Origin of the sequence: Marinomonas arctica (genome assembly GCF_003259225.1) — a bacterium.
GTDB classification, from domain to species: Bacteria; Pseudomonadota; Gammaproteobacteria; order Pseudomonadales; family Marinomonadaceae; genus Marinomonas; species Marinomonas arctica.
Window position 1 is genome coordinate 78,802 of the sequence record NZ_QHJF01000027.1, and the last position, 25,459, is coordinate 104,260.

Annotated in this window: 29 protein-coding genes and 3 tRNA genes; 6 read left to right on the forward strand and 26 right to left on the reverse strand. The window is 41.7% G+C overall.

The features are described 5' to 3' along the window. Positions 1–92: 92 nt before the first annotated feature. From DK187_RS15510 to DK187_RS15525, 6 genes are all read right to left on the reverse strand, one after another. A complete protein-coding gene (locus DK187_RS15510) occupies positions 93–2,273 on the reverse strand; it encodes an ankyrin repeat domain-containing protein (protein ID WP_111608246.1) in 2,181 nt (726 codons plus the stop codon). After that, positions 2,270–2,476 carry a hypothetical protein gene (locus tag DK187_RS15515; protein ID WP_111608247.1) on the reverse strand — a complete coding sequence of 69 codons (207 nt, stop codon included), beginning with the start codon at positions 2,474–2,476 and terminating at the stop codon, positions 2,270–2,272. Before DK187_RS15515 ends, DK187_RS15510 begins: the two co-directional genes overlap by 4 nt. A gap of 45 nt (positions 2,477–2,521) precedes the next feature. Further along, entirely contained in the window at positions 2,522–2,644 is a 123-nt protein-coding gene (locus DK187_RS21505) for a hypothetical protein (RefSeq protein ID WP_261599246.1), read from the reverse strand. A 432-nt stretch (positions 2,645–3,076) separates the two neighbouring features. Continuing rightward, positions 3,077–3,247 carry a hypothetical protein gene (locus DK187_RS21250; protein WP_188322983.1) on the reverse strand — a complete coding sequence of 57 codons (171 nt, stop codon included), beginning with the start codon at positions 3,245–3,247 and terminating at the stop codon, positions 3,077–3,079. A gap of 17 nt (positions 3,248–3,264) precedes the next feature. After that, positions 3,265–3,972, reverse strand: coding sequence for a zeta toxin family protein (locus DK187_RS15520; RefSeq protein ID WP_111608248.1), 708 nt, complete (start codon positions 3,970–3,972; stop codon positions 3,265–3,267). Positions 3,973–4,202: 230 nt separating this feature from the next. Then, the gene (locus DK187_RS15525; protein WP_111608249.1) at positions 4,203–4,514 is read right to left on the reverse strand and encodes a helix-turn-helix domain-containing protein; all 312 of its coding nucleotides are present in this window, start codon (positions 4,512–4,514) and stop codon (positions 4,203–4,205) included. Positions 4,515–4,674: 160 nt separating this feature from the next. Here DK187_RS15525 and DK187_RS15530 point away from each other — a divergent pair, with 160 nt between their 5' ends. Continuing rightward, positions 4,675–5,070 carry a hypothetical protein gene (locus DK187_RS15530; protein WP_111608250.1) on the forward strand — a complete coding sequence of 132 codons (396 nt, stop codon included), beginning with the start codon at positions 4,675–4,677 and terminating at the stop codon, positions 5,068–5,070. Between the two features lie 40 nt (positions 5,071–5,110). Here the strand turns inward: DK187_RS15530 and DK187_RS15535 are convergent, their stop codons facing one another. Next, complete coding sequence (locus tag DK187_RS15535) at positions 5,111–5,323, reverse strand: AlpA family transcriptional regulator (RefSeq protein ID WP_308422562.1); 213 nt, start codon at positions 5,321–5,323, stop codon at positions 5,111–5,113. Positions 5,324–5,427: 104 nt separating this feature from the next. On the opposite strand from DK187_RS15535, the gene radC reads away from it, so the two are divergent. Further along, a complete protein-coding gene (gene radC, locus DK187_RS15540) occupies positions 5,428–5,889 on the forward strand; it encodes a RadC family protein (protein WP_111608251.1) in 462 nt (153 codons plus the stop codon). Between the two features lie 71 nt (positions 5,890–5,960). On the opposite strand, the gene DK187_RS15545 is transcribed toward radC, so the two are convergent. Next, positions 5,961–6,572 carry an inovirus Gp2 family protein gene (locus DK187_RS15545; protein ID WP_162623532.1) on the reverse strand — a complete coding sequence of 204 codons (612 nt, stop codon included), beginning with the start codon at positions 6,570–6,572 and terminating at the stop codon, positions 5,961–5,963. A 391-nt stretch (positions 6,573–6,963) separates the two neighbouring features. On the opposite strand from DK187_RS15545, the gene DK187_RS15550 reads away from it, so the two are divergent. After that, positions 6,964–7,905, forward strand: a complete 942-nt coding sequence (locus tag DK187_RS15550) for a hypothetical protein (protein WP_162623533.1) — start codon at positions 6,964–6,966, stop codon at positions 7,903–7,905. An 80-nt stretch (positions 7,906–7,985) separates the two neighbouring features. Here the strand turns inward: DK187_RS15550 and DK187_RS15555 are convergent. Both DK187_RS15555 and DK187_RS15560 read right to left on the reverse strand, forming a co-directional pair. Beyond that, a tRNA-Ser gene (locus DK187_RS15555) sits at positions 7,986–8,073 on the reverse strand. A 91-nt stretch (positions 8,074–8,164) separates the two neighbouring features. Then, a complete protein-coding gene (locus tag DK187_RS15560) occupies positions 8,165–8,731 on the reverse strand; it encodes a nitroreductase family protein (RefSeq protein ID WP_111608254.1) in 567 nt (188 codons plus the stop codon). 111 nt (positions 8,732–8,842) lie between these two features. On the opposite strand from DK187_RS15560, the gene DK187_RS15565 reads away from it, so the two are divergent. Beyond that, positions 8,843–10,351: a coiled-coil domain-containing protein gene (locus DK187_RS15565; RefSeq protein WP_111608255.1), complete on the forward strand. Its 1,509-nt coding sequence runs from the start codon at positions 8,843–8,845 to the stop codon at positions 10,349–10,351. A 17-nt stretch (positions 10,352–10,368) separates the two neighbouring features. Here the strand turns inward: DK187_RS15565 and nadA are convergent, their stop codons facing one another. The 14 genes from nadA to DK187_RS15635 form a co-directional block, all read right to left on the reverse strand. Beyond that, entirely contained in the window at positions 10,369–11,418 is a 1,050-nt protein-coding gene (gene nadA, locus DK187_RS15570) for a quinolinate synthase NadA (protein ID WP_111608256.1), read from the reverse strand. Positions 11,419–11,460: 42 nt separating this feature from the next. Further along, positions 11,461–11,536: transfer RNA gene (locus DK187_RS15575), tRNA-Lys, on the reverse strand. Positions 11,537–11,563: 27 nt separating this feature from the next. Next, positions 11,564–11,639, reverse strand: a tRNA-Lys gene (locus DK187_RS15580). 41 nt (positions 11,640–11,680) lie between these two features. After that, complete coding sequence (ybgF, locus tag DK187_RS15585) at positions 11,681–12,463, reverse strand: tol-pal system protein YbgF (RefSeq protein WP_111608257.1); 783 nt, start codon at positions 12,461–12,463, stop codon at positions 11,681–11,683. Beyond that, complete coding sequence (pal, locus tag DK187_RS15590; protein WP_111608258.1) at positions 12,463–13,008, reverse strand: peptidoglycan-associated lipoprotein Pal; 546 nt, start codon at positions 13,006–13,008, stop codon at positions 12,463–12,465. The genes ybgF and pal overlap by 1 nt, the downstream gene beginning before the upstream one ends. Before the next feature lie 19 nt (positions 13,009–13,027). After that, positions 13,028–14,326, reverse strand: a complete 1,299-nt coding sequence (tolB, locus tag DK187_RS15595; RefSeq protein WP_111608259.1) for a Tol-Pal system beta propeller repeat protein TolB — start codon at positions 14,324–14,326, stop codon at positions 13,028–13,030. Further along, a complete protein-coding gene (tolA, locus tag DK187_RS15600) occupies positions 14,326–15,312 on the reverse strand; it encodes a cell envelope integrity protein TolA (RefSeq protein ID WP_111608260.1) in 987 nt (328 codons plus the stop codon). The genes tolB and tolA overlap by 1 nt, the downstream gene beginning before the upstream one ends. After that, the gene (gene tolR / locus DK187_RS15605; RefSeq protein ID WP_111608261.1) at positions 15,312–15,740 is read right to left on the reverse strand and encodes a protein TolR; all 429 of its coding nucleotides are present in this window, start codon (positions 15,738–15,740) and stop codon (positions 15,312–15,314) included. Before tolR ends, tolA begins: the two co-directional genes overlap by 1 nt. After that, a complete protein-coding gene (tolQ, locus tag DK187_RS15610; protein ID WP_111608262.1) occupies positions 15,740–16,420 on the reverse strand; it encodes a protein TolQ in 681 nt (226 codons plus the stop codon). Before tolQ ends, tolR begins: the two co-directional genes overlap by 1 nt. A 9-nt stretch (positions 16,421–16,429) precedes the next feature. After that, complete coding sequence (gene ruvB, locus DK187_RS15615; protein ID WP_111608263.1) at positions 16,430–17,443, reverse strand: Holliday junction branch migration DNA helicase RuvB; 1,014 nt, start codon at positions 17,441–17,443, stop codon at positions 16,430–16,432. Between the two features lie 2 nt (positions 17,444–17,445). Then, positions 17,446–18,048 (reverse strand): Holliday junction branch migration protein RuvA, encoded by a 603-nt coding sequence (ruvA, locus tag DK187_RS15620; RefSeq protein ID WP_111608264.1) that lies wholly within the window; start codon positions 18,046–18,048, stop codon positions 17,446–17,448. Beyond that, positions 18,045–18,602 carry a crossover junction endodeoxyribonuclease RuvC gene (gene ruvC, locus DK187_RS15625; RefSeq protein ID WP_229676480.1) on the reverse strand — a complete coding sequence of 186 codons (558 nt, stop codon included), beginning with the start codon at positions 18,600–18,602 and terminating at the stop codon, positions 18,045–18,047. Before ruvC ends, ruvA begins: the two co-directional genes overlap by 4 nt. A 160-nt stretch (positions 18,603–18,762) precedes the next feature. Further along, a complete protein-coding gene (gene aspS / locus DK187_RS15630; RefSeq protein ID WP_111608266.1) occupies positions 18,763–20,535 on the reverse strand; it encodes an aspartate--tRNA ligase in 1,773 nt (590 codons plus the stop codon). Between the two features lie 190 nt (positions 20,536–20,725). Beyond that, on the reverse strand, positions 20,726–21,217 hold the full coding sequence (locus DK187_RS15635; protein WP_111608267.1) for a transcription elongation factor: 492 nt from the start codon (positions 21,215–21,217) through the stop codon (positions 20,726–20,728). 212 nt (positions 21,218–21,429) lie between these two features. Here DK187_RS15635 and DK187_RS15640 point away from each other — a divergent pair, with 212 nt between their 5' ends. Both DK187_RS15640 and DK187_RS15645 read left to right on the forward strand, forming a co-directional pair. Then, positions 21,430–21,891 carry a MarR family winged helix-turn-helix transcriptional regulator gene (locus tag DK187_RS15640; RefSeq protein WP_111608268.1) on the forward strand — a complete coding sequence of 154 codons (462 nt, stop codon included), beginning with the start codon at positions 21,430–21,432 and terminating at the stop codon, positions 21,889–21,891. Continuing rightward, positions 21,884–22,624 carry a siderophore-interacting protein gene (locus DK187_RS15645; protein WP_111608269.1) on the forward strand — a complete coding sequence of 247 codons (741 nt, stop codon included), beginning with the start codon at positions 21,884–21,886 and terminating at the stop codon, positions 22,622–22,624. Before DK187_RS15640 ends, DK187_RS15645 begins: the two co-directional genes overlap by 8 nt. Before the next feature lie 52 nt (positions 22,625–22,676). Here DK187_RS15645 and cysN read toward each other — a convergent pair whose 3' ends face one another. Together cysN and cysD are read right to left on the reverse strand one after the other, a co-directional pair. Then, complete coding sequence (gene cysN / locus DK187_RS15650) at positions 22,677–24,290, reverse strand: sulfate adenylyltransferase subunit CysN (protein WP_111608270.1); 1,614 nt, start codon at positions 24,288–24,290, stop codon at positions 22,677–22,679. 18 nt (positions 24,291–24,308) lie between these two features. Beyond that, positions 24,309–25,214 carry a sulfate adenylyltransferase subunit CysD gene (gene cysD, locus DK187_RS15655; protein WP_111608271.1) on the reverse strand — a complete coding sequence of 302 codons (906 nt, stop codon included), beginning with the start codon at positions 25,212–25,214 and terminating at the stop codon, positions 24,309–24,311. Positions 25,215–25,459 lie beyond the last annotated feature (245 nt).

Sequence of the window (25,459 nt, forward strand, 5' to 3'; positions counted from 1 at the left end):
TATAATGTTCATTTCTTGTACATTCCTCTCTAAGCTAACCATGGTCACATGGTTAGCTTAGAGAGGAAGAGAAATGAGTATTACAAGTTCTTTCAAGCTGCGTCCCAGGCTCTCTTCTGCCGCCAAAGTGACATTATTTCATAACTGTCTAAATTTCGTCGCATGAGAGGCTGGAAGAAACTCTTAAAGGGATCACCGCCATACTGAATCATCATTTCGAAAAGCTCTTTTTCATCATTCTCAGCAGCTAACATTAGTGGTGTGTAACCTTTCAAGGGTGTTTCGTGCTCCGCGTTAGGGTCACTACCAGCAAAAATCAGTTCGCGGGCAATATCTATAAGTTCACGTACACTTGAGTGTTTTTTAAGGTTTTCATGCCACTGAAGCATATGGTCATCACCATACAAATTGAACTCGTTAAGAAATGCATTTCTTACCTTTCTATTATTTTCAAGATCGGCGCCAAAAAGGCCACTCGTTTCTCTTCTGAAAGAGTCAACTGCAATATCGGAATCATCTGGTTCGCGCTGAACCTTTATAACTTTTTCTATATCCTTTAAAAGAGCGATTGATTTCATTGCCAGATTTAAAGCTGTTTGGCGGTCTGAGCCTGATAATTGATGCACGTCAGCCCCCATTGAAAGCACTTTCTGAACGACCCATAACTTACCAGTCCTCACTGCAAGAGACAGTGCCGTCATACGTTTCTTTTGTGTCCTGCTATTTATACTTTCAGCTTTATGAGGATGATTAGAGATTAATTTAAACAAGGAAGCATCAATTGGACCAAACTTTTCACTAAGGTTCATAGCTTGCAACGCAAATATTAAAGGAGTTTCATCCACATCAGATTTCACATCGACGCTTGCACCAGCATCCAAAAGTGCTTTTACCGAGTCCACATCTCCTTTTTCTGAGAACCAAATAAGTTGATGTGTCTTTTTTTGCTTGTTTAGCCCAAGCCATACTTTTTTATTTGGGTTTTTCAAATCAATGGTGATGCGTGAATCTTCATCCGTCATGCTGATAAACCCAGTTCTTAAGGTGATTTCTGGATAATCGCACCCTGGAAAAAAGCCATCCTTAGGAAACAGTCCATAAAACGATTGTTTCCATAGATCAAGCTCCCAATCTTCAATGGTGTCAGTAAATTTGTTTGATGGCTCCGCTCTCTCTACTGATTCGATGTCGTACCGAAAAATTTGCTCTATCCATCTGATTTTTTTTAGAAAGACCTTATCCGGGCTATTCAAGCATGCTGCAACGGCTTTAGCTTCTTTAAGAATGCCCCTCTGCTCTTCTCCTGCCATGAGTGCAGCCAAATTAATCGTTTTTTCATACTCAACATTGGCTTGATCTAGATTCCCACAATAAACATGCCATCGTGCTCTATGGTGATGCACAAAGTAACTGCTATTTGGTAACTCATCGCAAGAGTAACCTTTCTCCAAATGTTTTAAAGAAAAATCTGTAGCAATTTTATCTTCAGGACTTTTGGCCTTAGTTCGTCTAAGTTTATCTTGAACTATGCAAATATCGCGGCCAAATTTGTCTAATCTTGGCTTTAGGTGACTTTGTAAGTTAGAGGCCGCTGTTACAAATGAAATCGCTTTAGGTTTAAGACCAAGTAATCGACTTCTTGTACTAACGACAAGTGCTTTGCCATACTCAAATTTTTTCAAGCGCTCTAAAGAACATGCTATCAGAATATAAGTACGATGAAGGTCGTTATCTATTAGTCGGGAAAGGCTCGACGAGCTTGGTATATATTGTCCTTTTCTCCATGCTAACACCAAGTCTCTGTCTTCTTTAGTCATTGCCTTTATGGATTGCGGATTGGTCTTTGATAACCACTCTAAGATTTCTACAACAGCGCTTCTTTCACAAGTAAGAATAAACGAAGGTGTCGCTTTCAACTGACTCATAAATGGTAAATCAAAGATACTTAGGATATGGCTTATTAAGAAGCACTCCACCAGAGGTGATATGACTTGTTCTCGCCTTAAACCACTTACATCAACTTTGGACACTAAGCTAATATAATCATCTAGAATGAGCCGGAATTTGTTCGATAACAGCCCTCCAATGTCTTTTCCAACTAGATGTTCGAAACGGCCTTTTATGCCGGTATCAAATAGATAGTTAACCTTATGTGGATCGACTACGACGTTGCCTTCGAGATCATCTAGCTCTTTCATGCATTTAGGCTGTAAATCAAACGTCAAAGCCGTAAACTTAATAATTTCTACAAAATTTGGATAAGTGTTTTTCACAATGCTTCCTTTTCATTGATGCGCCCTATGTCAGATAGAAAGTTTTGATATGCACGTCTATCACCAGGTGTCCGCGATACTACAACGATTTTTCCATTAGGTGTTTTAAGCTTCAAATGTTTTTTTGATTTTACAAACCCCCAGCCTCTTTTTAATAAGTTCAGTATCAGTTTATTTGTGTCTTTATTGCTGCAATATTTCATAATGCCTCCTATGCAAAAAAGGGCCTCTAGGGCCCTTAAAGTGATCTATTTGCTAGGTTTAGCATTGCCACGGCCACCACCTGATTTCCCTCCGGTTGTGCTCGGCCAGTTCCCTCCTGGACCTGGATGAGACGAAGCTGGACGTGAATTACCTTTAGATGTAGACATGAACTTTCTCCTTTAATTAGCTCGTTAGTGAGCATGGAGAAATGTAAGAGATTGGGACGAGTCGATCGACGTAGTACAGTGCGGAAAAATATTTATTTTACTTTTTTGGCTTAAACCTTGTAGTTTTCCTATGCATTAATCGCATGCTTCATCAACTTTTGACAACACTTCCCTTCTGGTCGTTTAAGTTGGACTTGCGAAGCCCTCCCTATCAGTCGACGCGAAAAAGCATTCTGTCATTCCTAGTTCATCACATCCACTAGCCACTCAAAAAGTCATTGATGATGACATTTGAGACAAACCATAGGTTATAAATGCAAGGGTTTTTTACGAAAAAAGGGATGACGGTAAATTAGTTGAAGACGATACTACTATCTTGCTTAAGATAAGCTGAATTACGCTAAGAATAGAGTCGAGTAGCAATACTCGACTCTATTTTTCTGAAAGGGTGTGTTTTCTTGCAAGGGCGATCATTTCTTGCTGCTCTTTGATAGCTTCACGCGCAACTTTATCAAAAAACTGTCGCTTTTCAGCAGACTTAGCATTTCGAAAAAAATCTGAAAATGGCGTTGATTTCACTCGTTCTTTATCAGTGTTCATCATTTTGTTTATCTCCTAAGCTATTGCGACTTAACTATAGCCTGTAAGTACTCACGATTGTACTTTTTACGCAAAACAGCGTCAATGTCGGTCACGTTGAACTGTGGTCGTTTGCTGGTACTTTCAATATTTTTTTCAATAAAAATAATACCAATGCTCTGCCCAAAATGTTTCTTCAGCTTACTCACAACTACCTGAGACTCCATGAACTGATCAACAAAAACGTCTGGTGGAACTCTCCTCCCCTCGACTGACTCTCTTGCAAGAACAAGCTTCCAGGCTTGCTTCGGATCTTGATAGACAAAAATTATCTGAACATATCGCCCTTTATCCAGAGATCGCTGGATATTGCTGACGGCCTTATCATAATTTGAGAGCGTGGAATCCAGTATAAAGCTAACTGAACGCTTTAACGCCCTATCATGAATTGCCTCAACCAAAATCGTTGCCGGCCTCTGAAAGAGTGGTGAGTTTATTCCATTGTAGGCGTTAAATTCCTTTCTAAGCTCGTCATTCTCAATATGCACTGGAGTAACGCCATATTCGGAGCTGAACTGCTTGATAATTATACGCGCCATCTCAGTCTTTCCTGCACCAGGCGACCCAGCCATAAACACGGATACTGGGGAATCTTCCGGAATATTATTATCAACTAACTCTCTAGCGATAACTTTTTTCCGTTTTTTGGCGTCTAAAATTGCCAGTTCTGTGATTTCCTCATCATTCATCTTTATACTGGTAGTGACCTCTTAAAAACTGCTTATTTAAGGATGATTCTAGCCAAGCCTATCATTTTCATAAGCCAGTAATTTATGCATTCCGTATCAGTAAGATCAACGCTCAGCGGATATACATTTTTATTCACTTGTTGATTACCAAATAGAAACATATTTTTGTGCAGTAAAGGTAGGAAAAATGCTGTTTGAGCCCTCCAGAAGGTGTGACACACTGCTTGAATTTAGGAAAAGTCATTTAGGCTCAGCCCTGCCACATTTCTAATCTTTTGCTTCGTCTCATCAGATAATTTGCCATATTTTTCGATAAGCTGAGCAAGCTCATCATCTTCACAGTAAAGATATGCAACTGGTACGCCTAACACCTCGCATATTTTTTTTGTCGTATTGATATCTGGTAAATGCGAACCTTTTTCATACTGGTTCATTCTTGGGCTCGCCACAAATTGGTCTAAACCGGCTGCAATTCCAAGTTTTTTTTGAGATAGGCCAGTCTTAAGCCGCGCCTCTTTTAGTCGTTTAGTAAAAACGTTGATGCTCTTAACCTCCCAAGAAAATAGAAGCTAAGATTTTCTTAGTAAAAAGCTTGACCAGATACTAAGTATTACTTAGTGTATATAGATACAGTAGCTGTATTCTTCGATCTAGTTAGATATGACCCCTTTAAACACCTCATAAGGAGATATGTAAAAAATTATGAAATTAGGACTTACCGTGATGATTGGATCACTTGCCTTGGCTGGTTGCAGTAGCTCAACCCTTCCTTGTAATGATGGTAATGTCAAAGATACTGTCTTTGAGATTATCACAAGCTCAATACATAAAGCCCAATGGGCGAAGGAAGGTGAAGAACAAGGCCTCATTGGGGACTACTCAGTCACTGGCATCAAAACGCTTTCATATGATGAGAAAATTGATTATTACACCTGTTCAGCGTCATTTAATTTCGAACACAGCGGAAAGCCTTACAATAAAGATTTCACCTATGAGCTTTCTTATTTGGAGGATTCTGGTGAAACTGACATTGCTGTATACGGTGTCAATGAAATTAAATCTAGGATTTTAGCTACCATTATGACCAGAGGGCGTTAATTTTCTAATGAGTGCGTATGCTGTTGGTACGCACTCATTCTTACCTCCTATAATCACGCGCACTTAGCTTTTCTTGCAACCACGCTACAACCTCCCCTTCAACCCAAGCAACTGCCCTAGGCCCTAGCTGAATTGGCTTAGGGAAATTGCCTTTTGACATGTAAGCGTAAATGGATGATCTAGATAGCCCTGTAGTGTTGATGACTTCGTTTAATTTCATGACTCGCATTTTGATGCCCTCGTATTGGTTCATCAAATTGCGGGGCTGTATTTTTTGTCTGAAGACTCATCACATTTCAAAAAAATTCAGATCTACATCATCCCCTTGATGATACAAACCAAATCAAGGAGCAACCTATGACCACTTACCCTTTTACCTACAGAACGAAACAAGATGTGCTTGAGGCCGCAGCAAGCATCATTAAAGAACACTTTCGACGCGAAGGTGGCGAATACACCAGCGCCACAGAAGCTCAGAGATTCCTTATGACCAAATTATCCTGTCGTGACCAAGAAGTATTTGCCATATTACTACTTGATTCGCAGCATCGTTTGATTGCTTATAAAGAGCTTTTCTTTGGCACCATTGATTCCGCCTCTGTCTACCCAAGAGAAATTGTTAAAGTCGCTTTAGCTCATAATGCAGCAGCGGTTATTTTATCGCATAACCACCCATCAGGAATTACCCTTCCATCCCAAGCAGACATACAGATCACAGAACGAATAAAGAAAGCATTAGAGCTTATTGATATCAGAACCCTCGACCACATTATTGTGGGCGAGGATTCGTATTCACTGGCTGGAAATGGGTATCTGTAGTCAAAAATCACGGGGCATTTCAGCCCCGTGATTTTAAAAATGCTTAAATATATATTATCTTCAAAAAACAACTAAAGCCGACTACACCCAAAGCTTCTACGCCCATCGCCGTAACATTTAGTAGCATTTTTCGCAAAGTAACTGAGCCGATAAAATAAATCCGAATAATTTTTCAAATAATCCTCTTTGTTTAAATCTAGGTAGTATGTACCATTTTTGGGAAAATGAACTAACCCATCAATTGGTGTTTTTGACGCACCCAGCGCACTAACCCAAGCCAACTTGATCCTAGATGCCATGTTCCCCTCCCATTTGTCATAGTTGCCCAAAATAGAATAAGCGTCCTTATTAACCAATATAACGCAATGAAAGTGATCTGATTTGGACGAGTCACGCTCTCTAACCCATACATACTGAAGATTATGGAAGTGAACCCTTTGTCCCTCGCGCATTAGTTTTTTTTCTTTGGCTTTTAGTTGTGCTTTTAAGGATTCAAAGAAGCGGGTAATCACCTTATCACTCTGGTTAGTTACCCCTTCAGGAAACCGTAAATCAAAACGGAATGCCGCTACTCTTGCCGATCTCTGAACACTCGACTGAATGATTTGATGAATTAATCTTAAGTATCTTTCGTTAGATTCTTCCAATGGGCTATGGATATGAAAATCATTGTAGTAATGCATGTGTCTTACCTCTTGTTGTGGTTTATCCCACATAAGAGAAGACGTGTAATTTCTTACTTTGCTTGGTGGCTATATATATTATTAAACCGACAAGCCAAATTCTAAAAATCGTCATCAGGAGGATGACTATGCTACCTACGTGTTTGAATAATCTTTTAAAAGCCACTCTGACATTAGACATAGGCTGAAATCGCCCTAATCGCCCTAGAAGTAGCTATTTATGGCAAATACAGCTTAATATAGTAGCCTTATAATTCACTATCAATCTACTGAAAAACGACTTATTATCGATTCATAATTTTCTTATAATTTACTAAGTAATTAGGCTTATGCAATGGTTGTATACAAGAAATCTACCGAACACAATCACTATTTTACTAGGCGTGAATGCTTGTATTTAGCCATCTTTCCATTCTTTAGACGCGGCGAATCAATACCGATCCCACACACTCAAATAGACAACCCCATAAGCTATTTGGGTACAGACCTATCTGCAATGAACCAAAGAGTTTTCAGCCACTACAACCTTTTCGATGAAACTGTAAACCGTTACCTTCTGAAAGAACTTAAACTATATTGTGCAAATGGAATCTGCCCTGAAGATGAGGTTAAGTGGCTATTTAGCGCAACACCCTTTGAGCTTCTCTTTATTGACAATGACGTGACTCAGGGATTTAACCTATCTCTCGGATCTCAGACACAGCCCATCGCATTTTCGATTGGTACAGCCTCCTACCTATGCCAGTCAGGATACCCTCCTCTATCCATTCACTGGAGCGAAGAGTACTTAGCCACGAGAATTGTTCTCCTGATCGATTTATGTCTTTCAGGTACCGTTGAAGGTAAAATTACATTGCTAAATAATCTCAAGCAAAAAGCACAAACGGCCAGAGGTAAAATATCAGGCACTTTGCACCTAAAAGATGGGATTCAAGAAGAGCTACTATCAGAATTTACATCCTGGATTTGTAACTATCAAAACAAGTTCTATACGGAGAAATATCAGATACAAAATTTGCTAATAATACAGCCAGAAACTGATAAATACGCTTTAGATAAGATGCTAGCAAACTGCATGATCAAAGCAATGGCAATGCCTAGTTTGTATGACCTCTTTGAGCTTAAAGTCAAAGGAGCCTGGTCTCAAAAAAAGCACAAGATTAAAAATGTCAAAAAGGTTGCACGGAACTACAGCTTTGACAAAGACACAATTGAAATGCTTAATGAGTTAGCGAAACATCGTGGTAGATCAAAGACAGAAACACTAGAATCGTTGATTAATGAGGCTCACACAGAATATCGTATTAACGTAAAAAAACCGAATAGAGGTTAATCTATTCGGTTTTCTATTGATGTACTTTTTGATGTACAAATTGTAAAATCACTCTGTAACCCTTGATTTTACTGGGATAATGGCGGTGAGCAAGAGATTCGAACTCTTGATGCCTTTCGACATACACGCTTTCCAGGCGTGCTCCTTCGGCCACTCGGACAGCTCACCAAAACTTTTATACGCAGTGCGTAATTTGTGCGCGTATATTAATTATGAAGGCTAGAGATTGCAACCCATTTTTAAAAATAAACCTTAAAAATTAATCTCTTACCCATGTTAGGTGCGACTCAATATCAACTTCAGGGATAAAAGCTGGTTTTTCATTGGGCGTACCGACGTAGATTAAGCCTACAATTTGATCATTTTCATGCAAGTTTAATAATTCTTTGGTTTTTTGCGTGAAGCATGCAGGGCCACTTCGCCACATGGCACCATATCCTAGTGCATTTAATCCCAATAAAACCTGCTGAGCTGCCGCGGAAGTGGCCATCACCTGCTCTATCGCTGGCACTTTGGGATGAGATTGAATTTTGGCATAAATCAGAAGCACGGCTGGAGCACGGTAGGCTTTTTTAATAAAGCCTTCTTTTTTGCTCTCTGGCATTGACTCCACTTCAGATAAAGCGTGATGCCAGTAGATTTGCCCTAACTTCTCGCGCCCTTCTCCTTCGAAGATACAAAATCGCCATGGTTTAAGGTTCCCATGATCCGCCGCACGGCTTGCCGCACTCAAAACCAATTCCCACTCCTCTTCAGTCGGCGCTGGTGCATTAAGAGCAGGCTGAGAAACACGATTGCGCATAAAGCGTATAAATTCTTTGTTCATAAAATATTTTATTCCGTTAACATGAGGCAAAGCGTATATTTAAAGTGCATTTTGCCATTGCTTAATGATAATGAATATCACAATCGTCAGTTTAAGGTCTAGGGGTTTTTTATGCAAAAGTGGCTAATTTGGATGTTGATAGAATTAAGCACTCTTTTACTCTTGGGCAGCCTTATATTTTTGTGGTTATCACACACCCTCGGCAAAAAAATTGAGCAAGAAAAAAAAAGAGTCGCTGAAACCACGAACGATTTCACTATATCTAATGAGTCTGTTTATTATAAAAGGCTAGCGCACTATATCAACACGCAAATTCAATTCGCCGCGAATGCTATTTCTCCTGGAAAAACTAGTGTACATGAGACAAATAAGCTAAAAATATGGGGGACCCTACTAAAAGCAGAGAGAGCAATTCTCTTGAACCAAGTTAGCGATAGGCCGAAGCCTATCTTAAATCGTTTTTTATCCAGTTTACTCTACGCGTTATCCGCTACGAAGTTACAAACAGCCAAGCCTGATGAATTGCAACAAAACCTCAAAGACATGGAAAGTGAGTTCTTCCAGACTGCTGAGTTACTGATAACAAAAGAGTCCCTCACAAAAAGACAAGCTCTTCTAAACGAAGATTTACGCAAAAATATAGGTAGAACCCAAAAACGTGTTCAGCAGCTCGATATGAAACAGGAAGAGCAAAAACGACTAGAAACGGAAATTAATCAACTGACCATAAAAATCAAGCTCTTGGAACACTGCAGAAGCGAAAACCTCAGTCTCTCGTCAGATTTTAACTTGGAGATACCTATTGCTCAAACAATAGAAAAGAAAATTCGCGATGAATCTTTTAAACAAATATCGAGTTTAAACAGTCTTTCCAATCGTCAAAAAATGGTCATTGATCAGCTTAAATCTGAAATTAAAAAAGCTCAGAAAGATGGCAATACAACCAATTCGTTAGAAGCACAAAAAGTCGCTATCGCAAAATTGCAACGCATCTCAGACGAGTCTCAAATGCTAATATTACAGCTTGAATTAGAGCTAAAAACATCTAATTTATCGATCATCTCGTTAAAAGAGGATATTAGCGCCAAAGATGCAAAACTTGCTGAAATAGAACGACAACTTGCTAGTAGCAACGAGACAGCCATAGGCAACCTTAAAGTGCTTAACGCAAATAAAAAAGAAACGCTTGACTCTCTTCGAGATGAACTCAATACAGCGCTTGAGAATAGATCAACTGACAGCCTTATCGAACAAGATAAAGACACAAAAATGCTTGAGCGACTTCTCCACGAATCGGAAACCTGCGTCACCTTATTGGCTCAAGAGCTGGATATTGCAGAAGACACCAATGATCAGTTAAAACAAAAAATTGAACGTCTTGCTTTAAGTAAAAATATGGTCTCATCAAAACTATCCAGACCACTTTTTGAGCAACGAGAAAGGAATAGACAGTTAGTTTTAATAACCACGGAATTAAAAAATAAAGTGTTAAAGATGGCGTCCAACAAAGATTATCAAGCTCTTAGGGTAAGCTACAACAAAAAGAGTCTAGAATGCGATCGTTTACAGCTGGCGTTTTCTGATTTAGAAATGAAATATTTGGGGACGCTAAACGAATAGCAATCCCCATTGAATGCTTAACGCTGAACTTGAAAATTCAACATGCGCTGTAATGGAATCAACGCTTTCACTCTCGTTTCTTCTGGTACATGAATCTCACCAGAACCATCCCTCAGAGAGTTACGAAGCATTTCCAAACTGTTTAATGCCATCCAAGGACAATGCGCACAACTACGGCAATTTGCCCCAGAGCCAGCGGTAGGCGCCTCGATGAAACGCTTCTGCGGAGAGGCTTGCTTCATTTTATAAAAAATACCTCTATCGGTGGCAACAATAAAAGTATCATTTGGCATATTCTTTGACGCATTTAAGAGCTGTGATGTTGAACCGACAACATCCGCCACTTCGACAACCGATTCAGGGGATTCAGGATGAACAAGAACAGCGGCATCTGGATAAATAGATTTTAAATCTAAAATTCCTTTTGCTTTAAACTCCTCATGCACAATACAAGCGCCATCCCACAGAATCATGTCAGCGCCCGTTTCTCGTTGAATATAGCCGCCAAGGTGTTGATCAGGCGCCCAAATAATTTTTTCACCTTGATCAACGAGATGATTCACTACATCCAGAGCAATACTAGAGGTAACAACCCAATCCGCACGTGCTTTAACCGCTGCTGATGTGTTTGCATACACAACAACCTTACGATCTGGATATTGGTCACAAAAAGCAGAAAATTCGTCAATAGGACAGCCAATGTCTAGTGAGCAAGTGGCTTCTAACGTTGGCATTAAAATGGTTTTCTCTGGGCTTAATATTTTGGCCGTTTCACCCATGAATTTAACACCAGCAACAACCAATGTTTTAGCTTCATGATTGGCACCAAAACGCGCCATCTCTAACGAATCAGCAATGATTCCGCCAGTCTCTTCAGCTAATTCTTGAATAGCATCTTCTGTATAGTAATGAGCTACCAATACAGCATTCTTTTGCTTAAGCAAAGACTTGATCTCTTCACGAATTTCATCGTCATCGACAGATTGTATTTCAAGACTTTTTTCGGCTTCAGATAGGTATCTTTGAACAGTGTCGCGAAGTGCTGCTTTATCGTAAAGTTTAGACATATCATTACCCCTTAAGAAACTGGGAGCGGAATGAGTGTTTTTTGGTGGGTCGTACTGGATTCGAACCAGTGACCAATTGATTAAAAGTCAACTGCTCTACCAACTGAGCTAACGACCCAAAAATCACAAAAGGAATAAAACATGTTGGTGGGTCGTACTGGATTCGAACCAGTGACCAATTGATTAAAAGTCAACTGCTCTACCAACTGAGCTAACGACCCAACGGGTTGCGTATAATACAGAGCCCGCTGAGGAATGCAAGCTATTTAATTTTACTTAAATAACCAGCCGCTAGTTGAGCAGCTTTTGTATCAGGAAAACGCCTGATAACATCCTGTAAGTACAACTTAGCATTTGCAGTATCACCAATCTGATCGCTAACAGTGCCTAACTTGTACAATGCGTCTTGTTCTTTGCTATGACCTGGAAAACGTTGAATCACAGTAGAAAAAGCGTCTAATGCTTCTCTAGATTTCCCTTGAACTAATTTCACTTCACCTAACCAATAATAACCATTTCCGGTTAGAGAATTATTAGGATAGGAATTCACAAAATTAGCAAAAGCGGTCTCAGCTTGATCAAATTGTCTTTCACGAATCAAGTTGTACGCATTGTCGTAGGTTTGTTGAGCCTCTTCAGTGGGTGGCTGCAGACTAACAGGCGCTAGAGGAGAAGTAACGAGTGTATTAATGGGAGTGTTTTCTATTTCATCGGGTATCTGTTCTATCTGCGCAATCGGAGCAACTGAATTATTCGGCTCAATTGCAGGAGCTGACATCAGTATTGATATGCGTTTATCAAGATCAATATAACGATCCCTTTGACTCTCTTTCATTAGCCTTAATTCATGCCCCTGCTCTTCCACTTGTCCACGAAGGCTCTGAACCTCCTGTTGCAGTGTTTCCAATTGAAAGAGTAAGTCAGCAGCGGCGTTGGCTGACAGGCCACCGCCGCTACTTACTTGCGGAATTTCAGCCATTGCTAATGGTGCTGTGAAACACAGCACCATCGCAAAAGAGTGAATTTTCACATCTTTGTAGAACATTATTCGTAACGTACTTCAACTCGACGGTTTAACTGCCAAGCATTGCTATCATGACCGAAGGCAACAGGAACTTCTTCACCAAAACTTACTGTTTCAATTTGTGAAGCAGCAACGCCTTGGATAGTCAAATAACGGCTAATTGCTTTAGCACGACGCTCACCAAGAGCCATGTTGTATTCACGAGTGCCACGCTCATCAGCATGACCTTCTAAAACAACACGCGCATCTGGATTTGATACAAGGTATGCCGCATGTTTAGCCAAAGCTTCACGAGATTCTGGGCGTACAATTGATTTATCAAAATCAAAGTAGAACACAGTCTCTACACCTGCCAAAGAATCCATGCCTGTATCTTTGTCTTCAACAATAACGCTAGTCGTAGCGTTATCTTGACCAGCACCGTATGCTGAATCAGTGTTTGCTGCTGAATTTGCATCTTCAGCAACAGTTGAAGAATCAGTATCAGTTGCTGTTGTGCTACAACCCGCGATCCAAGCTGCAGACAATCCAATTACAGCAAACTTACCTAGTTTGTTTACACTCATTATTCACTCCTCAATGTCTTTATTTGAAATACGGAGACCAAGATGGCTCTCGTACATCACCCTCTGCTGATGGTATCCTATATTTAACTAGGCCATCAACGGATACTACGGCTAGGATACCCTTTCCTTGATAGGTTGTGGCATACATCACCATGCTACCATTCGGTGCAATGCTAGGCGATTCGTCTAAGTAAGTCTCAGTAAGAGTCTGAACGCGGCCTGTTTTCATATCCTGTAGAGCAATATGATAATTACCATCATTCTTCTGAACGGTGACAAGGTAACGACCATCTGGTGTCATTCTTGCTCTAGTGTTTAACTCACCTTCAAATGTGACTCTTTCTACTCGCTTACTATTTACATCTAATCGATATATTTGCGGGTTACCGCCACGATCAGACGTAAAAATTATTCCTTTGCCATCTGGTTCCCAGCTTGGCTCTGTATCAATAGCATAATGGTTTGTCATACGCTCTAATTTTTGCGTCGCGATATCCAACGTATAAATTTCTGGATTCTCGTCTTTAGACAATACCAATGCCAATTTCTTTCCATCTGGAGACCATGAAGGCGCTCCATTTAACCCTCTAAACTGCGCTATCTGCTGACGTCTACCCGTTGCCAATTCCTGAGTAAAAATATTAGGACGGCGATTTCTAAACATTACATACGCTATGTTACGGCCATCCATACTCCAAGATGGTGATAAAATGGGTTCTTTAGACTCCACAATAACCTGTGGTCTATGGCCATCAGCATCCGCTACCTGCAATTTAAATAAGGGGGATTTTCTATCTCCCTCTGCGGTAACATATAATATTCTAGTACTAAATGCGCCCTTTGATCCTGTCAATAATTCGTAAACTTTATCACTAATATAATGAGCAGCGTCTCTTAAATTTCTTGCGCTAACGTCAATCGAATTATGCCTTTCAACTGGCTTTTGACTCAACACATTTAACAGCTCAAACCCAACTCTATACTGATTATTTGGCAATTTTTGCACCGTACCAATAACCACATAGTCACTCTTTAATAAGCGCCAATCACGGTAAAAAACATCCGCTTCTCTAGTTGGCATACTTAACATGTTAGCTCGTGGAACCGGCTGAAACAAACCACTACGAGCCAAGTCGTCTTCCACTATTTGCGCTACGTCTTCAGGTAGAGCATCCATTCCAGCGTAACCAAAAGGGACTACCGCAATAGGAAGCAGCTGATCTGCACCACTGGTTATTTCAATAACTAATTGGGCCCTAGCTGAACTCACAAATACTAAACACGTAAATAGTATACTCAACCATTTTTTAAACATCATTAGTTTCTCAAATCCTGCGGGTTAAAAATTAAATCTACCTGACGGAAATTTCGCTCAAAAACATAAGAGTCCACTTTTGCGAGCTCCTCTATTCGTCTTACTTTATAAACAGCATCAACAGCTCTTTGGTCAAATAAGGCATCACCACTACTTTTCGTTACTTGGGCATTCATTACTTCACCAGTAGGCAAAAAATGAATGCGCAACTGGGTTACCATATTATTTCGTGCGCTAGGCGGACGAATCCAAGCTGCCGTTACTCGGTTATTAATCAAGCTACTAATAGATTGAACCATTTGCGCTTCTGCCACGGCTCGTTCCTTCGCTTCTTCTGCAGCCGCTTTGGCTGCCGCTGCTTCCGCTTTTTTCTGCTCAGCTAAGCGGGACGCTTCTTCTTGCCGCTTACGCTCTTGTTCAGCCAAACGATCTGCTTCAGCTTGTTTTTTTCGCTTTTCTTCGGCTAAGCGATCTGCCTCAGCCTTACGCTCCAACTCTTTACGTTTCTTATCGTCAGCCTCTTTCTCAGCTAAACGCTTTTTTTCTGCTTCTTGAGCTACGCGTTTTGTTTCAGCTTCTTGAGCTACGCGTTTCTGCTCGGCTTCTTGTGCTTGACGCTTTTGCTCATCTTCTCTTTTTCTCTGAGCGTCTTCTTTCTCTTTAGCCTCTTTGGCTTGGGCAAGCTGTCTTTGCTTGTCTTCCAATGCTTTTCTCTCAGCTTCTTTTTTGCGGTTTTGTTCAGCGTCTTTTCGCTTCTCTTCTGCAACCGCAGCCTGCTTTTGTGCCTCTCTCTGTTCTGATTCACGCTGACCTATGATTGTTTGCGAAACATCCACGACGGTAGCATTAACAATTGGAGGCTTTTTAGGTTTTGGCGGCTCAGTATCACCAAAGTCAATCACCACTAAACCAGCCACAACAATACTAGCGTGCAAACCTACAGCCAGTACTGTTGGAATACTATAACTATCACTGCGTAGCCATTTCATTAATTCGTTTCCGGCTCTGTCACTAAACCAACATTTGGAACACCAGCCCCTTGCAAAGCCACCATCAAACCAATCACATCACCATATGGCACATTCTTATCGCCTCGTACCAAAACGGACATTTTTGGGTTCTGGCTTAAAACTTTGCGTACTCTATCTTGTAATTGCGATAAAGCAATAGATTCTTGCTTGCCACCCACATCTAAATAAAATTGACCCTTAGAATCTACTGATGCAATGAGAATATCATTCTCATCATCCTGTATTGGCGTGGCATTTGCATTAGGCAATTCTACGTCAACACCCTGAGTTAACATTGGTGCTGTGATCATAAAAATAACCAATAATACGAGCATAACGTCGATATACGGAACAACGTTTATTTCCGCCATTGGGCGACGCTTATTTCTTCTGCGTGAACGAGCCACTATACAGCGCCTCCCTCTCTAACATGCACCTTGCGATGTAATATACTTGTAAATTCGTCTGCAAAGTTCTCGTAACTAGAGCCAAGCGATTCTGCAGTCGAAGAAAAACGGTTGTAAGCAATAACAGCAGGTATTGCTGCAGCCAAACCTATGGCCGTTGCGATAAGCGCTTCAGCGATGCCGGGGGCTACGGTCGCCAATGTAGCCTGCTGTACCTCTGCCAAACCAATAAACGAATGCATAATCCCCCAAACAGTCCCAAAAAGACCGATATAAGGACTGGTAGAACCCACTGTGGCCAAAAATGGTAGATGTTGATCTAACTTTTCTTCTTCACGGTACAACGCAACCCGCATAGCCCGCTGAACGCCATCCATAATCGCTTCAGGATCCACATTATGGCTCTGTCTTAAGCGAGTAAATTCTTTTATGCCGGATGTAAAAATATTTTCCATCCCCTCCACTTTTCGACCTTCCTGAGTAAGCTTACGGTAAAGCTGACTGAGATCAATACCAGACCAAAAGTTCTCTTCAAATGTAGCACGAACTTTTTTTGCTTCTTTTAGCACTCGAATTCTTTGAAATATAACAATCCATGAAAAAATGGAAGCAGCTAATAACGTCAACATAACAAGTTGAACAACGAAACTAGCACTGGCGATAAGTCCCCAAATTGACATTATTAACCTCTATTTAAAATCCGTAGGTAGTTGGTAATTAAAATGCTCATAAGCACGCTTCGTAACTTGACGCCCTCGTGGCGTCCTAATTATGAAGCCCTGCTGAATCAAAAACGGCTCTATAACATCTTCTATTGTATCTTTGTCTTCACCTAATGCTGCTGAAACACTGTCTAGGCCAACAGGCCTCCCGTCAAACTTTTCTATCATGGTCAATAGCATACGCCTGTCTAAATGGTCAAAGCCCTGACTATCTACACTTAACATATCTAACGCCCTTTGAGCAACTTTTTGCCCAACAAGATGTTCGCCACTCACCTGGGCAACATCACGCACTCGACGCAGTAGGCGATTTGCTATTCGAGGTGTGCCTCTTGACCTTCTGGCCACCTCAAAACATCCTGAGTGATCGAGCTGCATCCCCATTTTTCCTGCAGATCTAGCAACAATCGTTGTTAGCGACTCCACATCATAAAATTCTAAGCGTTGCACAATACCAAATCGGTCTCGCAAAGGAGAGGTTAACAAACCAGCCCTAGTTGTTGCTCCGACAAGTGTAAAGGGCGGGAGTTCAATTTTAATTGACCTTGCCGCTGGACCTTCGCCAATCATTATATCAAGCTGATAGTCTTCCATTGCTGGATACAGCACTTCTTCAATGGCCGGACTCAAGCGATGAATTTCATCAATAAATAAAATATCACCTTCATTTAAATTCGTTAACAGAGCCGCAAGATCGCCAGCCCTTTCCAAAACAGGGCCAGATGTTGTTCTTACTTCCGCCCCCATTTCATTGCCTATTATATGAGCAAGCGTTGTCTTGCCTAAGCCAGGAGGTCCGAAAATAAGAGTATGATCGAGCGGTTCGTGGCGCTGCCTAGCCGCTTCGATAAAGATTTCCATCTGCTCACGAACAACGGGCTGCCCTATGTACTCTGCAAGTGCCTGCGGACGTATTGCCCGGTCAACTTGACGATCATTACCTTTTAGCTCAGCAGAAATAATTCTATCGTGCTCAATCATGCTTATTGCCTTAGCATGCCTTTTAGGGCTGCTTTTATTACATCTTCGCTATTTGCTGCATCAACCGGGACACCCGCAATGGCTTTGGCCGCCTCTTGAGGCTTGTAACCAAGAGAAATAAGCGCAGCTTCAGCTTCTTGCCTTGGATCTGCCTGCACTTGTCGCAACACGGCTGGCGCAGAAAATAAATCATTTTTCGCAGCTTGACCAAGTTTATCTCGCAACTCGATAATTAAACGCTCAGCGGTTTTTTTGCCAACGCCAGGAATGCGAGTCAAAGCGGTGACATCGGATTCTTGCACATTACCAATCAACTCTTCAGCCGACATACTAGATAAAATCGCCAACGCCATTTTTGGGCCAATACCATTCACTTTGATGAGAATGCGAAACAGAGCACGCTCATTTTTATCAATAAAGCCATAAAGAGTGTGAGAATCTTCTTTTACCATCAAATGAGTATATAAAGTGACTACCCCACCCACTTGAGGCAAATCATAAATAGTCGTCATGGGGGAGCTCACTTCATACCCAATTCCACCCACATCAACCAGCAGTTCTGGCGGTGCTTTTTCAACCAAAGTACCAACGATTCGACCAATCACAATGACTTCCTTACATCTAGTTCAGTCCAGCGTTTAGATGAACGCCCCGCTCTCTTCCCAACGCCATACTCTAAACCACCTGAAGTACGTGTATTGGCATGACATAGGGCAATAGCCAAAGCATCTGCCGCATCTGCTTGAGGCTTAGAAGACAGATTAAGCAGCAACTGAACCATTGACTGGACTTGGCTTTTATCTGCATTACCGTTACCCACAACAGACTGCTTAACTCGCCTAGCAGCGTACTCATGCACTGCAAGCTCCCGCAAAGACGCGGCCACAATGGCAACCCCTCTTGCTTGGCCTAGCTTTAATGCAGAATTGGCATTTTTCGCTAAAAACACTTCCTCAATCGCAAACTCATCAGGCTTATATTCTTCCAATAATACAGAAATATAATTGAAAATATGCTTTAACCTGACTGACAAAACTTCGTCAGGCAATTTAATACAACCACTATTCACATAGCGAGTCTTGCCATTTATGACGTCTATAATGCCAAAGCCTGTTATTCTAGAACCTGGATCAATCGCTAAAATTCTGGTCATGACCATAAATCTTTACGCCCTGCATAGTTACTGTATATTTCAACAGCCCTTTACAAAGTATGCAATGCCAAAACACAAAAAAGACCGCTTATTAGCGGTCTTTTACATTTTACTTGCAATTCTTTAACATAACTCACTGTTTTAAGGCGATTTTAATCGCAAAAAACTAAGATTCAGCGATCGGCTTTCTGACGCGAATGTTTAATTCCTTTAATTGCTTCTCACTTACCTCGCCTGGCGCTTGAGTCAACAGACAGGTTGCACTTTGCGTTTTAGGGAAAGCAATCACATCACGAATTGAGCTAGAGCCTGTCATTAGCATCACAAGACGATCCAAACCAAACGCCAAACCACCATGCGGCGGCGCACCGAATTTAAGTGCATCCAATAAGAAGCCAAACTTCTCTTCTTGCTCTTCTTTAGTGATATTTAGCAATTCAAACACAGTTTCCTGCATTGAAGCTTGGTGTATACGAATAGAGCCACCACCAAGTTCCGTACCATTCAACACCATATCATAGGCTTGAGAAAGCGCCGTCAAGGGGCTTGCCTTAAGATCGTCTGGTGAACAAGAAGGCGCTGTAAATGGATGGTGAATAGCCGTGATTCCGCCATCACTGGTTTCTTCAAACATTGGGAAATCCACAACCCACAATGGCGCCCATTTGCAAGTGTAAAGATCTAGATCTTCACCTAGCTTGCAGCGAAGCGCGCCAAGGGCTTCATTCACAACCTTCGCAGAGTCTGCACCAAAGAAAATCAAATCACCATCTTGAGCATCAAGACGTTCAAGTAAAGTTGCACGAACTTCTACCGGCAAGAACTTAACGATCGGTGACTGCAAACCTTCTTCAAGATTTGATTTGTCATTCACTTTAATATAAGCCAGACCTTTTGCACCATAAATACCAACAAATTTGGTGTAATCATCAATCTGCTTACGAGTCAGCGCGTTTCCGCCGGGCACTTTTAACGCAGCAACACGGCCTTTTGGATCGGTGGCTGGGCCAGAAAACACTTTAAAGTCTACATCGGCCATCAAGTCAGATACCGTAACGATGGTCAACGGAATGCGTAGATCCGGCTTATCGCTGCCATATGTCTCCATTGCTTCGGAGTAAGGCATACGTGGAAACACACCCAAATCAACATTCATTAGCTCTTTAAACAAGCTAACAATCATCGTTTCTGTCATCGCCATGATGTCTTTTTCGCTCATAAACGACGTTTCAATATCGACTTGAGTGAATTCTGGTTGGCGATCAGCACGAAGATCTTCATCACGGAAACATTTTGCGATTTGATAATAGCGATCAAAACCGGACACCATCAATAGCTGCTTAAAAAGCTGTGGTGACTGAGGAAGCGCAAAAAAACTACCTTGCTGCGTACGACTAGGTACTAAATAATCACGCGCACCTTCTGGTGTTGCACGCGTCAAAATAGGCGTTTCAATGTCTAAAAAGCCATTGCCATCCAAATAACGACGCAAAACAGAAGTCACTTTTGAACGAAAACGCATTTTTTGTTGAATTTCAGGACGACGCAAATCGATAAAACGATTTTTCAAGCGTACGTCTTCACCAACAGATTGATGCTCATCCAACTGAAATGGAGGCGTTTTTGCCACGTTAAGAATTTCAAGTTCAGTGCCTAGCACTTCAATCTCACCGGTACGCATATTGGGATTAGTTGTCCCTTCAGGACGAGCGCGCACCAACCCTTTTAGCTTAACAACAAACTCATTACGAACACTATCGGCAAGCGCAAAGCTCTCAGCGCGATCTGGATCAAAAACAACTTGAGTAATACCTTCACGATCACGTACGTCTAAGAAGATAACGCCACCGTGGTCGCGACGACGATGAACCCAACCGCAGAGGGTAATTTCTTGTGAAATATTAGTAGCATTTAACTCGCCGCAATAATGGCTGCGCATAATTTCTTTCCTATTACTTTCTCAGTAAGAGAGTGATTTTTTCTTAGAACGTTTTCTACTCGATCAGCAATGTAAACTGAATTTTTAAGCTCCGAATAGAATAACAGAATATTTTAAGGCAAAGCATTATATGCGAACCGAGTCTGACTCTCTAGGGTCTGAACCAAATTTGTCTAACACAATAGACGCATTATGCAATGGTGGTTATTTCATAAGCTATTTGTTTACCATTTTGAGGCAAATCAACCTCATCGCCCATCACTTTGCCAAATAAAACTTTGCCAACAGGCGATGACGTGGTGACGAGATAAACCACCCTCCCCTCAACTTCAATGTGAAGACCGCCCGCGCAAGGTGAAATGAAAAAACATTTTTTCTCACCACAGGAGGACGCCAAATCAGACAGGCTCACCATACTCCATAGACCAACAGCACTACCTTCCGCAAAAATAACAGGGGTAGTTTTGCTAAAAATCAACCAATCCTTTTCGCACTCCAATACTCGCTGGGATTGACCATGGGCTAAATAAGACGCCTCCAACCCAAAAGTATCGTATTTATTTTCAGCAATACTTTCTTCGTTCGTTGCCGCTTCATGCGCCTGTTTCGCAGCCCACTTTGCTGTTTCATAACGGCGTAGCAGTGCTTCAGTGACAGCCCTATGTACCTCTTGTTTATCCATCAGAATGTTATCCGCTTCGTTTCAATTTATGCATTGTAGCGATTCATATGAATAAAAAAAATCAGTGCCTTATTCTCAAATAACTTGCCTGCTGCTCACCTTACCAAAAAGCGTAAAAAAATGCCTTTTTAAAGCGTGAAATCTTCAGTTGACAGTATCAACCAATAAAATTATAGTGATAACCATTCTCACAATTAACAAGACAGACTTTTATGAAGGAAAAAATTGCCGAGTCGCTCCACCAACTCGTACACAGTTATCGTCACCATATGCGCGAGGAAGCATCAAGGTCAGGCATTTCCATTCCTGTCAGCCATATTCGCTCACTTAAATGCATTCATAGAATTCAAAACTGCCATGCCAAAGACATAGCAGAGAGGCTTTCTCTCGATAAGTCACAAATCACTCGAGTTCTAAAAGAATTGGTCAGCCTGGGTTATGTTAAAAAAGTACGCAATCCAGACAACCACCGTAGCCAGCTACTGAGCCTCACTGAATCGGGTGACGCATTACTCAATAAACTCATGACGCTCGATCAACTGGCCGTCGAAAAGATGACACGCCATTTAACTGAGCAACAAATCGTTGATTTCATTTACATTGCAGAAATGATGACGAACAACCCTTATCCATCACTTTGTCATAAACAAGATTCAGGAGCCACTAATGAATAGACCACTACCACGAGAACTTACTGTAATCAAAAAGGCACAGATCACAACCAACATGCTCCGAGTAACATTAGGTGGCGACAATATACACACCATTCCAGCAAACCAAGAAAGCGGTTACGTCAAACTCATTTTTCCAAGAGAGGATCAAAAACCGTGTGTCCGAACCTATACCATTAGACATCAGCGTGCAGACGAAATAGACATTGATTTCGTACTTCATGAAGACAGCGGCCCTGCGTCATCTTGGGCCAAGCAAGCACAAGCTAACGATTTGATCCTTGTTGGTGGTCCTGGACCGAAAAAACTCATCGAAGCAGCGGATTGGCACATTTTTGTTGGCGATATGACGGCCCTCCCCGCAATTAGTGTCAACCTAGAAATGCTTCCGCAGGACGCAAAAGGCTATGCCATTATTGAAGTCATTTCTCAAGAGGATATTCAGCCGTTAAGACACCCTAAAAACATAGAATTAAAATGGGTTATTAATCCGCACCCAGGCGAAAACGCTAACTTATTAGTGGAACAGGTTCAATTACTGCCATGGCTACAAGGTCAAGTTTCTGTGTGGGCAGCTTGCGAATTCAGTAGCATGAAGATGTTACGTGCTTTTTTTAAAAAGGACGCCAAAATTGAGAGGGAAAATTTGTATTTATCTAGCTACTGGAAGTTAGGCAGCAACGAAGACCAGCATAAAGAAGTAAAGCGCATTGACTTAGAAGAAATGGAGCAATAACCATTGATTCATAAAAAAGCCAGCTTAAATAAGCTGGCTTTTGGTGTTTGCTTTATAACCGCACACTCTCAATGATCAAATCAACCACGGCATCCAAAGATGATTCCGTAATATGGGAATCGGCTATTGTTGGATTACCAACCAAGAAAGCGATCCCTGTCTGGCGAATTAACACCGCCTCTTGTTCCGTTGCATCCGCTTTAACCAAGGCAACCACTCCTTGGCGCAACAACAACCGCTCAAGGATACTGCTTTGCCCCAATACGTCAGCCGATAGTGCAATAACGGCGGGCTTCTGCCCAAGTCTGGCGGCACGATCTTCTGCACTAACAATCATATCTTGATCGATTTCAGCGACAGCCTCTTCCACCATCCCAGCGCCAACCGTCACATTCGTGAGTCGATCAATAATAACCAATGCACCGGTAAAGCGACTGTCCGTATATTCATCGAACGCAACCGGCGCATCGAACTGCAATACAGCATCAGCGATACCATTAAGCTCTAATGAATCTATATGGCTAACTTCCAGAGTATTGACATCCACTCGATGATTAAAGTGATGCACTTTACCAGGAACCGTTTGTGTACCTAATTTGAAGTCGTACAACTTACCCGGCACTAACGGCTGATCCGCCATCCAAACAATAGAAGCGCGCAGTGTGGTTGCAATGAGCGGCTCTTGTCCAAGGTGTGACAGCATATCGCCACGACTAATATCGATTTCATCTTCCAGCGTGATCGTAACGGCCTGCCCTGCTTTCGCTGTCTCTAAATCCCCATCAAATGTGACGATTCTTTCAACCGTAGACACTTTTCCAGATGGCAAAGCGACCACTTTGTCGCCAGGTTTCACAGCGCCTGCGGCAATGGTTCCAGAGAAACCACGGAAGTCTAAATTAGGGCGATTCACATACTGCACAGGAAAACGGAACGAATCACGTTTCACATCACGATTAATCTGTACTGTTTCCAAAATCGACATGAGTGGACCACCTTGATACCAAGGCGTACTCTCAGACGCGTTGACGACGTTATCGCCACGCAGTGCAGACATGGGTACAAAATGAATGTCTTCCGGCTTGCGATTGCCCAGCTGATCCACAAACGTCAGATAATCCTGTTTGATCTGATTAAACGTTTCCTCTGAAAAATGCACCAAATCCATCTTATTAATGGCGACAACAACATGCTTGATGCCCAACAAGGACGCAATATAACTATGGCGACGAGTTTGTGTTTGAACGCCATAACGCGCATCAATCAAAATAATAGCAAGATCACAGGTAGATGCACCGGTCGCCATATTTCGAGTGTACTGCTCATGCCCTGGTGTATCGGCAATAATGAACTTGCGCTTTTCCGTAGAAAAATAACGATACGCCACATCGATTGTGATGCCCTGCTCACGCTCTGCTTGTAGACCATCGACCAACAAAGCCAGATCCACCTCTTCGCCCTGTGTGCCAGACTTTTTACTGTCACGCTTCACAGCATCTAAGTGATCTTCATAGATCAACTTAGAGTCATGAAGTAAGCGGCCAATTAAGGTACTTTTTCCGTCATCAACATTGCCACAGGTGAGAAGACGCAGTAAGTCTTTTTCTTCGTGTTGTTTCAAATAACCAAGTATGTCTTGGCTGATCAATTCTGACTGGTGAGACATTCTTTCTTTACTCCAAACTTAGAAATAGCCTTGTTTCTTCTTCTCTTCCATGGATCCAGATGAATCATGGTCAATCATTCGCCCTTGACGCTCTGAACTTTTTGTCAGCAACATTTCCTGAATAATCTCAGGCAAAGAAGCCGCTTCAGACTCAACAGCACCGGTTAATGGGTAGCAGCCCAATGTACGGAAGCGAACCGACTTCATTTCGGGCACCTCACCGTTTAACGGCATACGTTCATCATCTACCATGATTAAAGTACCGTCACGTTCTACTACCGGACGCTTCGCAGAGAAATAAAGTGGCACAATGGGAATGCTTTCCAAGTAGATATATTGCCAAATATCAAGTTCCGTCCAGTTGGATAATGGGAAAACTCGAATGCTCTCGCCTTTGTTTACTTTACCGTTGTAGATATTCCATAACTCAGGACGCTGGTTTTTCGGATCCCAACGATGCTGTTTGTCACGAAAAGAGTACACACGCTCTTTAGCGCGCGATTTTTCTTCGTCCCGACGAGCACCACCAAAAGCCGCATCAAACCCATATTTGTTTAACGCTTGCTTTAATGCTTGAGTCTTCATGACATCCGTATGTTTAGAGCTACCATGCGTAAATGGCCCGATACCTTGCTCTATACCCTCTTGGTTCTGATGCACAATAAGCTCTAAACCAAGCTTGGCCACCATTTCATCACGGAAGGTGATCATTTCTTTAAACTTCCATCCGGTATCCACATGCATCAATGGAAACGGTGGTTTACCAGGATAAAACGCTTTCATGGCAAGATGCAGCATCACGGCCGAGTCTTTACCAATTGAATACAGCATCACTGGATTATCAAATTCTGCCGCTACTTCACGGATAATATGAATACTTTCCGCTTCTAGCTGTTTTAAGTGAGTCAGTCTTGCCTCTGTCATAATTTCCCATCTCTGTTGTCAGGCTTCAGCATTTTTTGAACTATAACATGCCTTTAGGTTATAAAAAGCATCTCATATAGACTTTAGTGGCATATGCATATTAAAAAAGCTTTATAAGGAGAACCTCTAAGGGAACAACTATTAATCCTCAAAATAACAACAAATACAGCATTTCAAACATATCGAGTAGGGTGAGGCGTTGCCGCCTCATCCCTCTCACAGAACCGTACGTACGGGCCTCGTAT

Coding starts and splice junctions, on each gene's coding strand:
- DK187_RS21250 (WP_188322983.1), bottom strand. CDS start 3,247: ATGATGAACACTGATAAAGAACGAGTGAAATCAACGCCATTTTCAGAT.
- cysN (WP_111608270.1), bottom strand. CDS start 24,290: ATGTCTCACCAGTCAGAATTGATCAGCCAAGACATACTTGGTTATTTG.
- nadA (WP_111608256.1), bottom strand. CDS start 11,418: ATGTCTAAACTTTACGATAAAGCAGCACTTCGCGACACTGTTCAAAGA.
- pal (WP_111608258.1), bottom strand. CDS start 13,008: ATGAGTGTAAACAAACTAGGTAAGTTTGCTGTAATTGGATTGTCTGCA.
- DK187_RS15645 (WP_111608269.1), top strand. CDS start 21,884: ATGAATAGACCACTACCACGAGAACTTACTGTAATCAAAAAGGCACAG.
- ybgF (WP_111608257.1), bottom strand. CDS start 12,463: ATGTTCTACAAAGATGTGAAAATTCACTCTTTTGCGATGGTGCTGTGT.
- cysD (WP_111608271.1), bottom strand. CDS start 25,214: ATGACAGAGGCAAGACTGACTCACTTAAAACAGCTAGAAGCGGAAAGT.
- DK187_RS15640 (WP_111608268.1), top strand. CDS start 21,430: ATGAAGGAAAAAATTGCCGAGTCGCTCCACCAACTCGTACACAGTTAT.
- DK187_RS15545 (WP_162623532.1), bottom strand. CDS start 6,572: ATGCATTACTACAATGATTTTCATATCCATAGCCCATTGGAAGAATCT.
- DK187_RS15515 (WP_111608247.1), bottom strand. CDS start 2,476: ATGAAATATTGCAGCAATAAAGACACAAATAAACTGATACTGAACTTA.
- tolQ (WP_111608262.1), bottom strand. CDS start 16,420: ATGTCAATTTGGGGACTTATCGCCAGTGCTAGTTTCGTTGTTCAACTT.
- radC (WP_111608251.1), top strand. CDS start 5,428: ATGACCACTTACCCTTTTACCTACAGAACGAAACAAGATGTGCTTGAG.
- DK187_RS21505 (WP_261599246.1), bottom strand. CDS start 2,644: ATGTCTACATCTAAAGGTAATTCACGTCCAGCTTCGTCTCATCCAGGT.
- DK187_RS15535 (WP_308422562.1), bottom strand. CDS start 5,323: ATGAACCAATACGAGGGCATCAAAATGCGAGTCATGAAATTAAACGAA.
- tolB (WP_111608259.1), bottom strand. CDS start 14,326: ATGATGTTTAAAAAATGGTTGAGTATACTATTTACGTGTTTAGTATTT.
- DK187_RS15520 (WP_111608248.1), bottom strand. CDS start 3,972: ATGAATGATGAGGAAATCACAGAACTGGCAATTTTAGACGCCAAAAAA.
- DK187_RS15635 (WP_111608267.1), bottom strand. CDS start 21,217: ATGGATAAACAAGAGGTACATAGGGCTGTCACTGAAGCACTGCTACGC.
- DK187_RS15530 (WP_111608250.1), top strand. CDS start 4,675: ATGAAATTAGGACTTACCGTGATGATTGGATCACTTGCCTTGGCTGGT.
- ruvC (WP_229676480.1), bottom strand. CDS start 18,602: ATGGTCATGACCAGAATTTTAGCGATTGATCCAGGTTCTAGAATAACA.
- DK187_RS15565 (WP_111608255.1), top strand. CDS start 8,843: ATGCAAAAGTGGCTAATTTGGATGTTGATAGAATTAAGCACTCTTTTA.
- ruvB (WP_111608263.1), bottom strand. CDS start 17,443: ATGATTGAGCACGATAGAATTATTTCTGCTGAGCTAAAAGGTAATGAT.
- tolA (WP_111608260.1), bottom strand. CDS start 15,312: ATGAAATGGCTACGCAGTGATAGTTATAGTATTCCAACAGTACTGGCT.
- DK187_RS15560 (WP_111608254.1), bottom strand. CDS start 8,731: ATGAACAAAGAATTTATACGCTTTATGCGCAATCGTGTTTCTCAGCCT.
- aspS (WP_111608266.1), bottom strand. CDS start 20,535: ATGCGCAGCCATTATTGCGGCGAGTTAAATGCTACTAATATTTCACAA.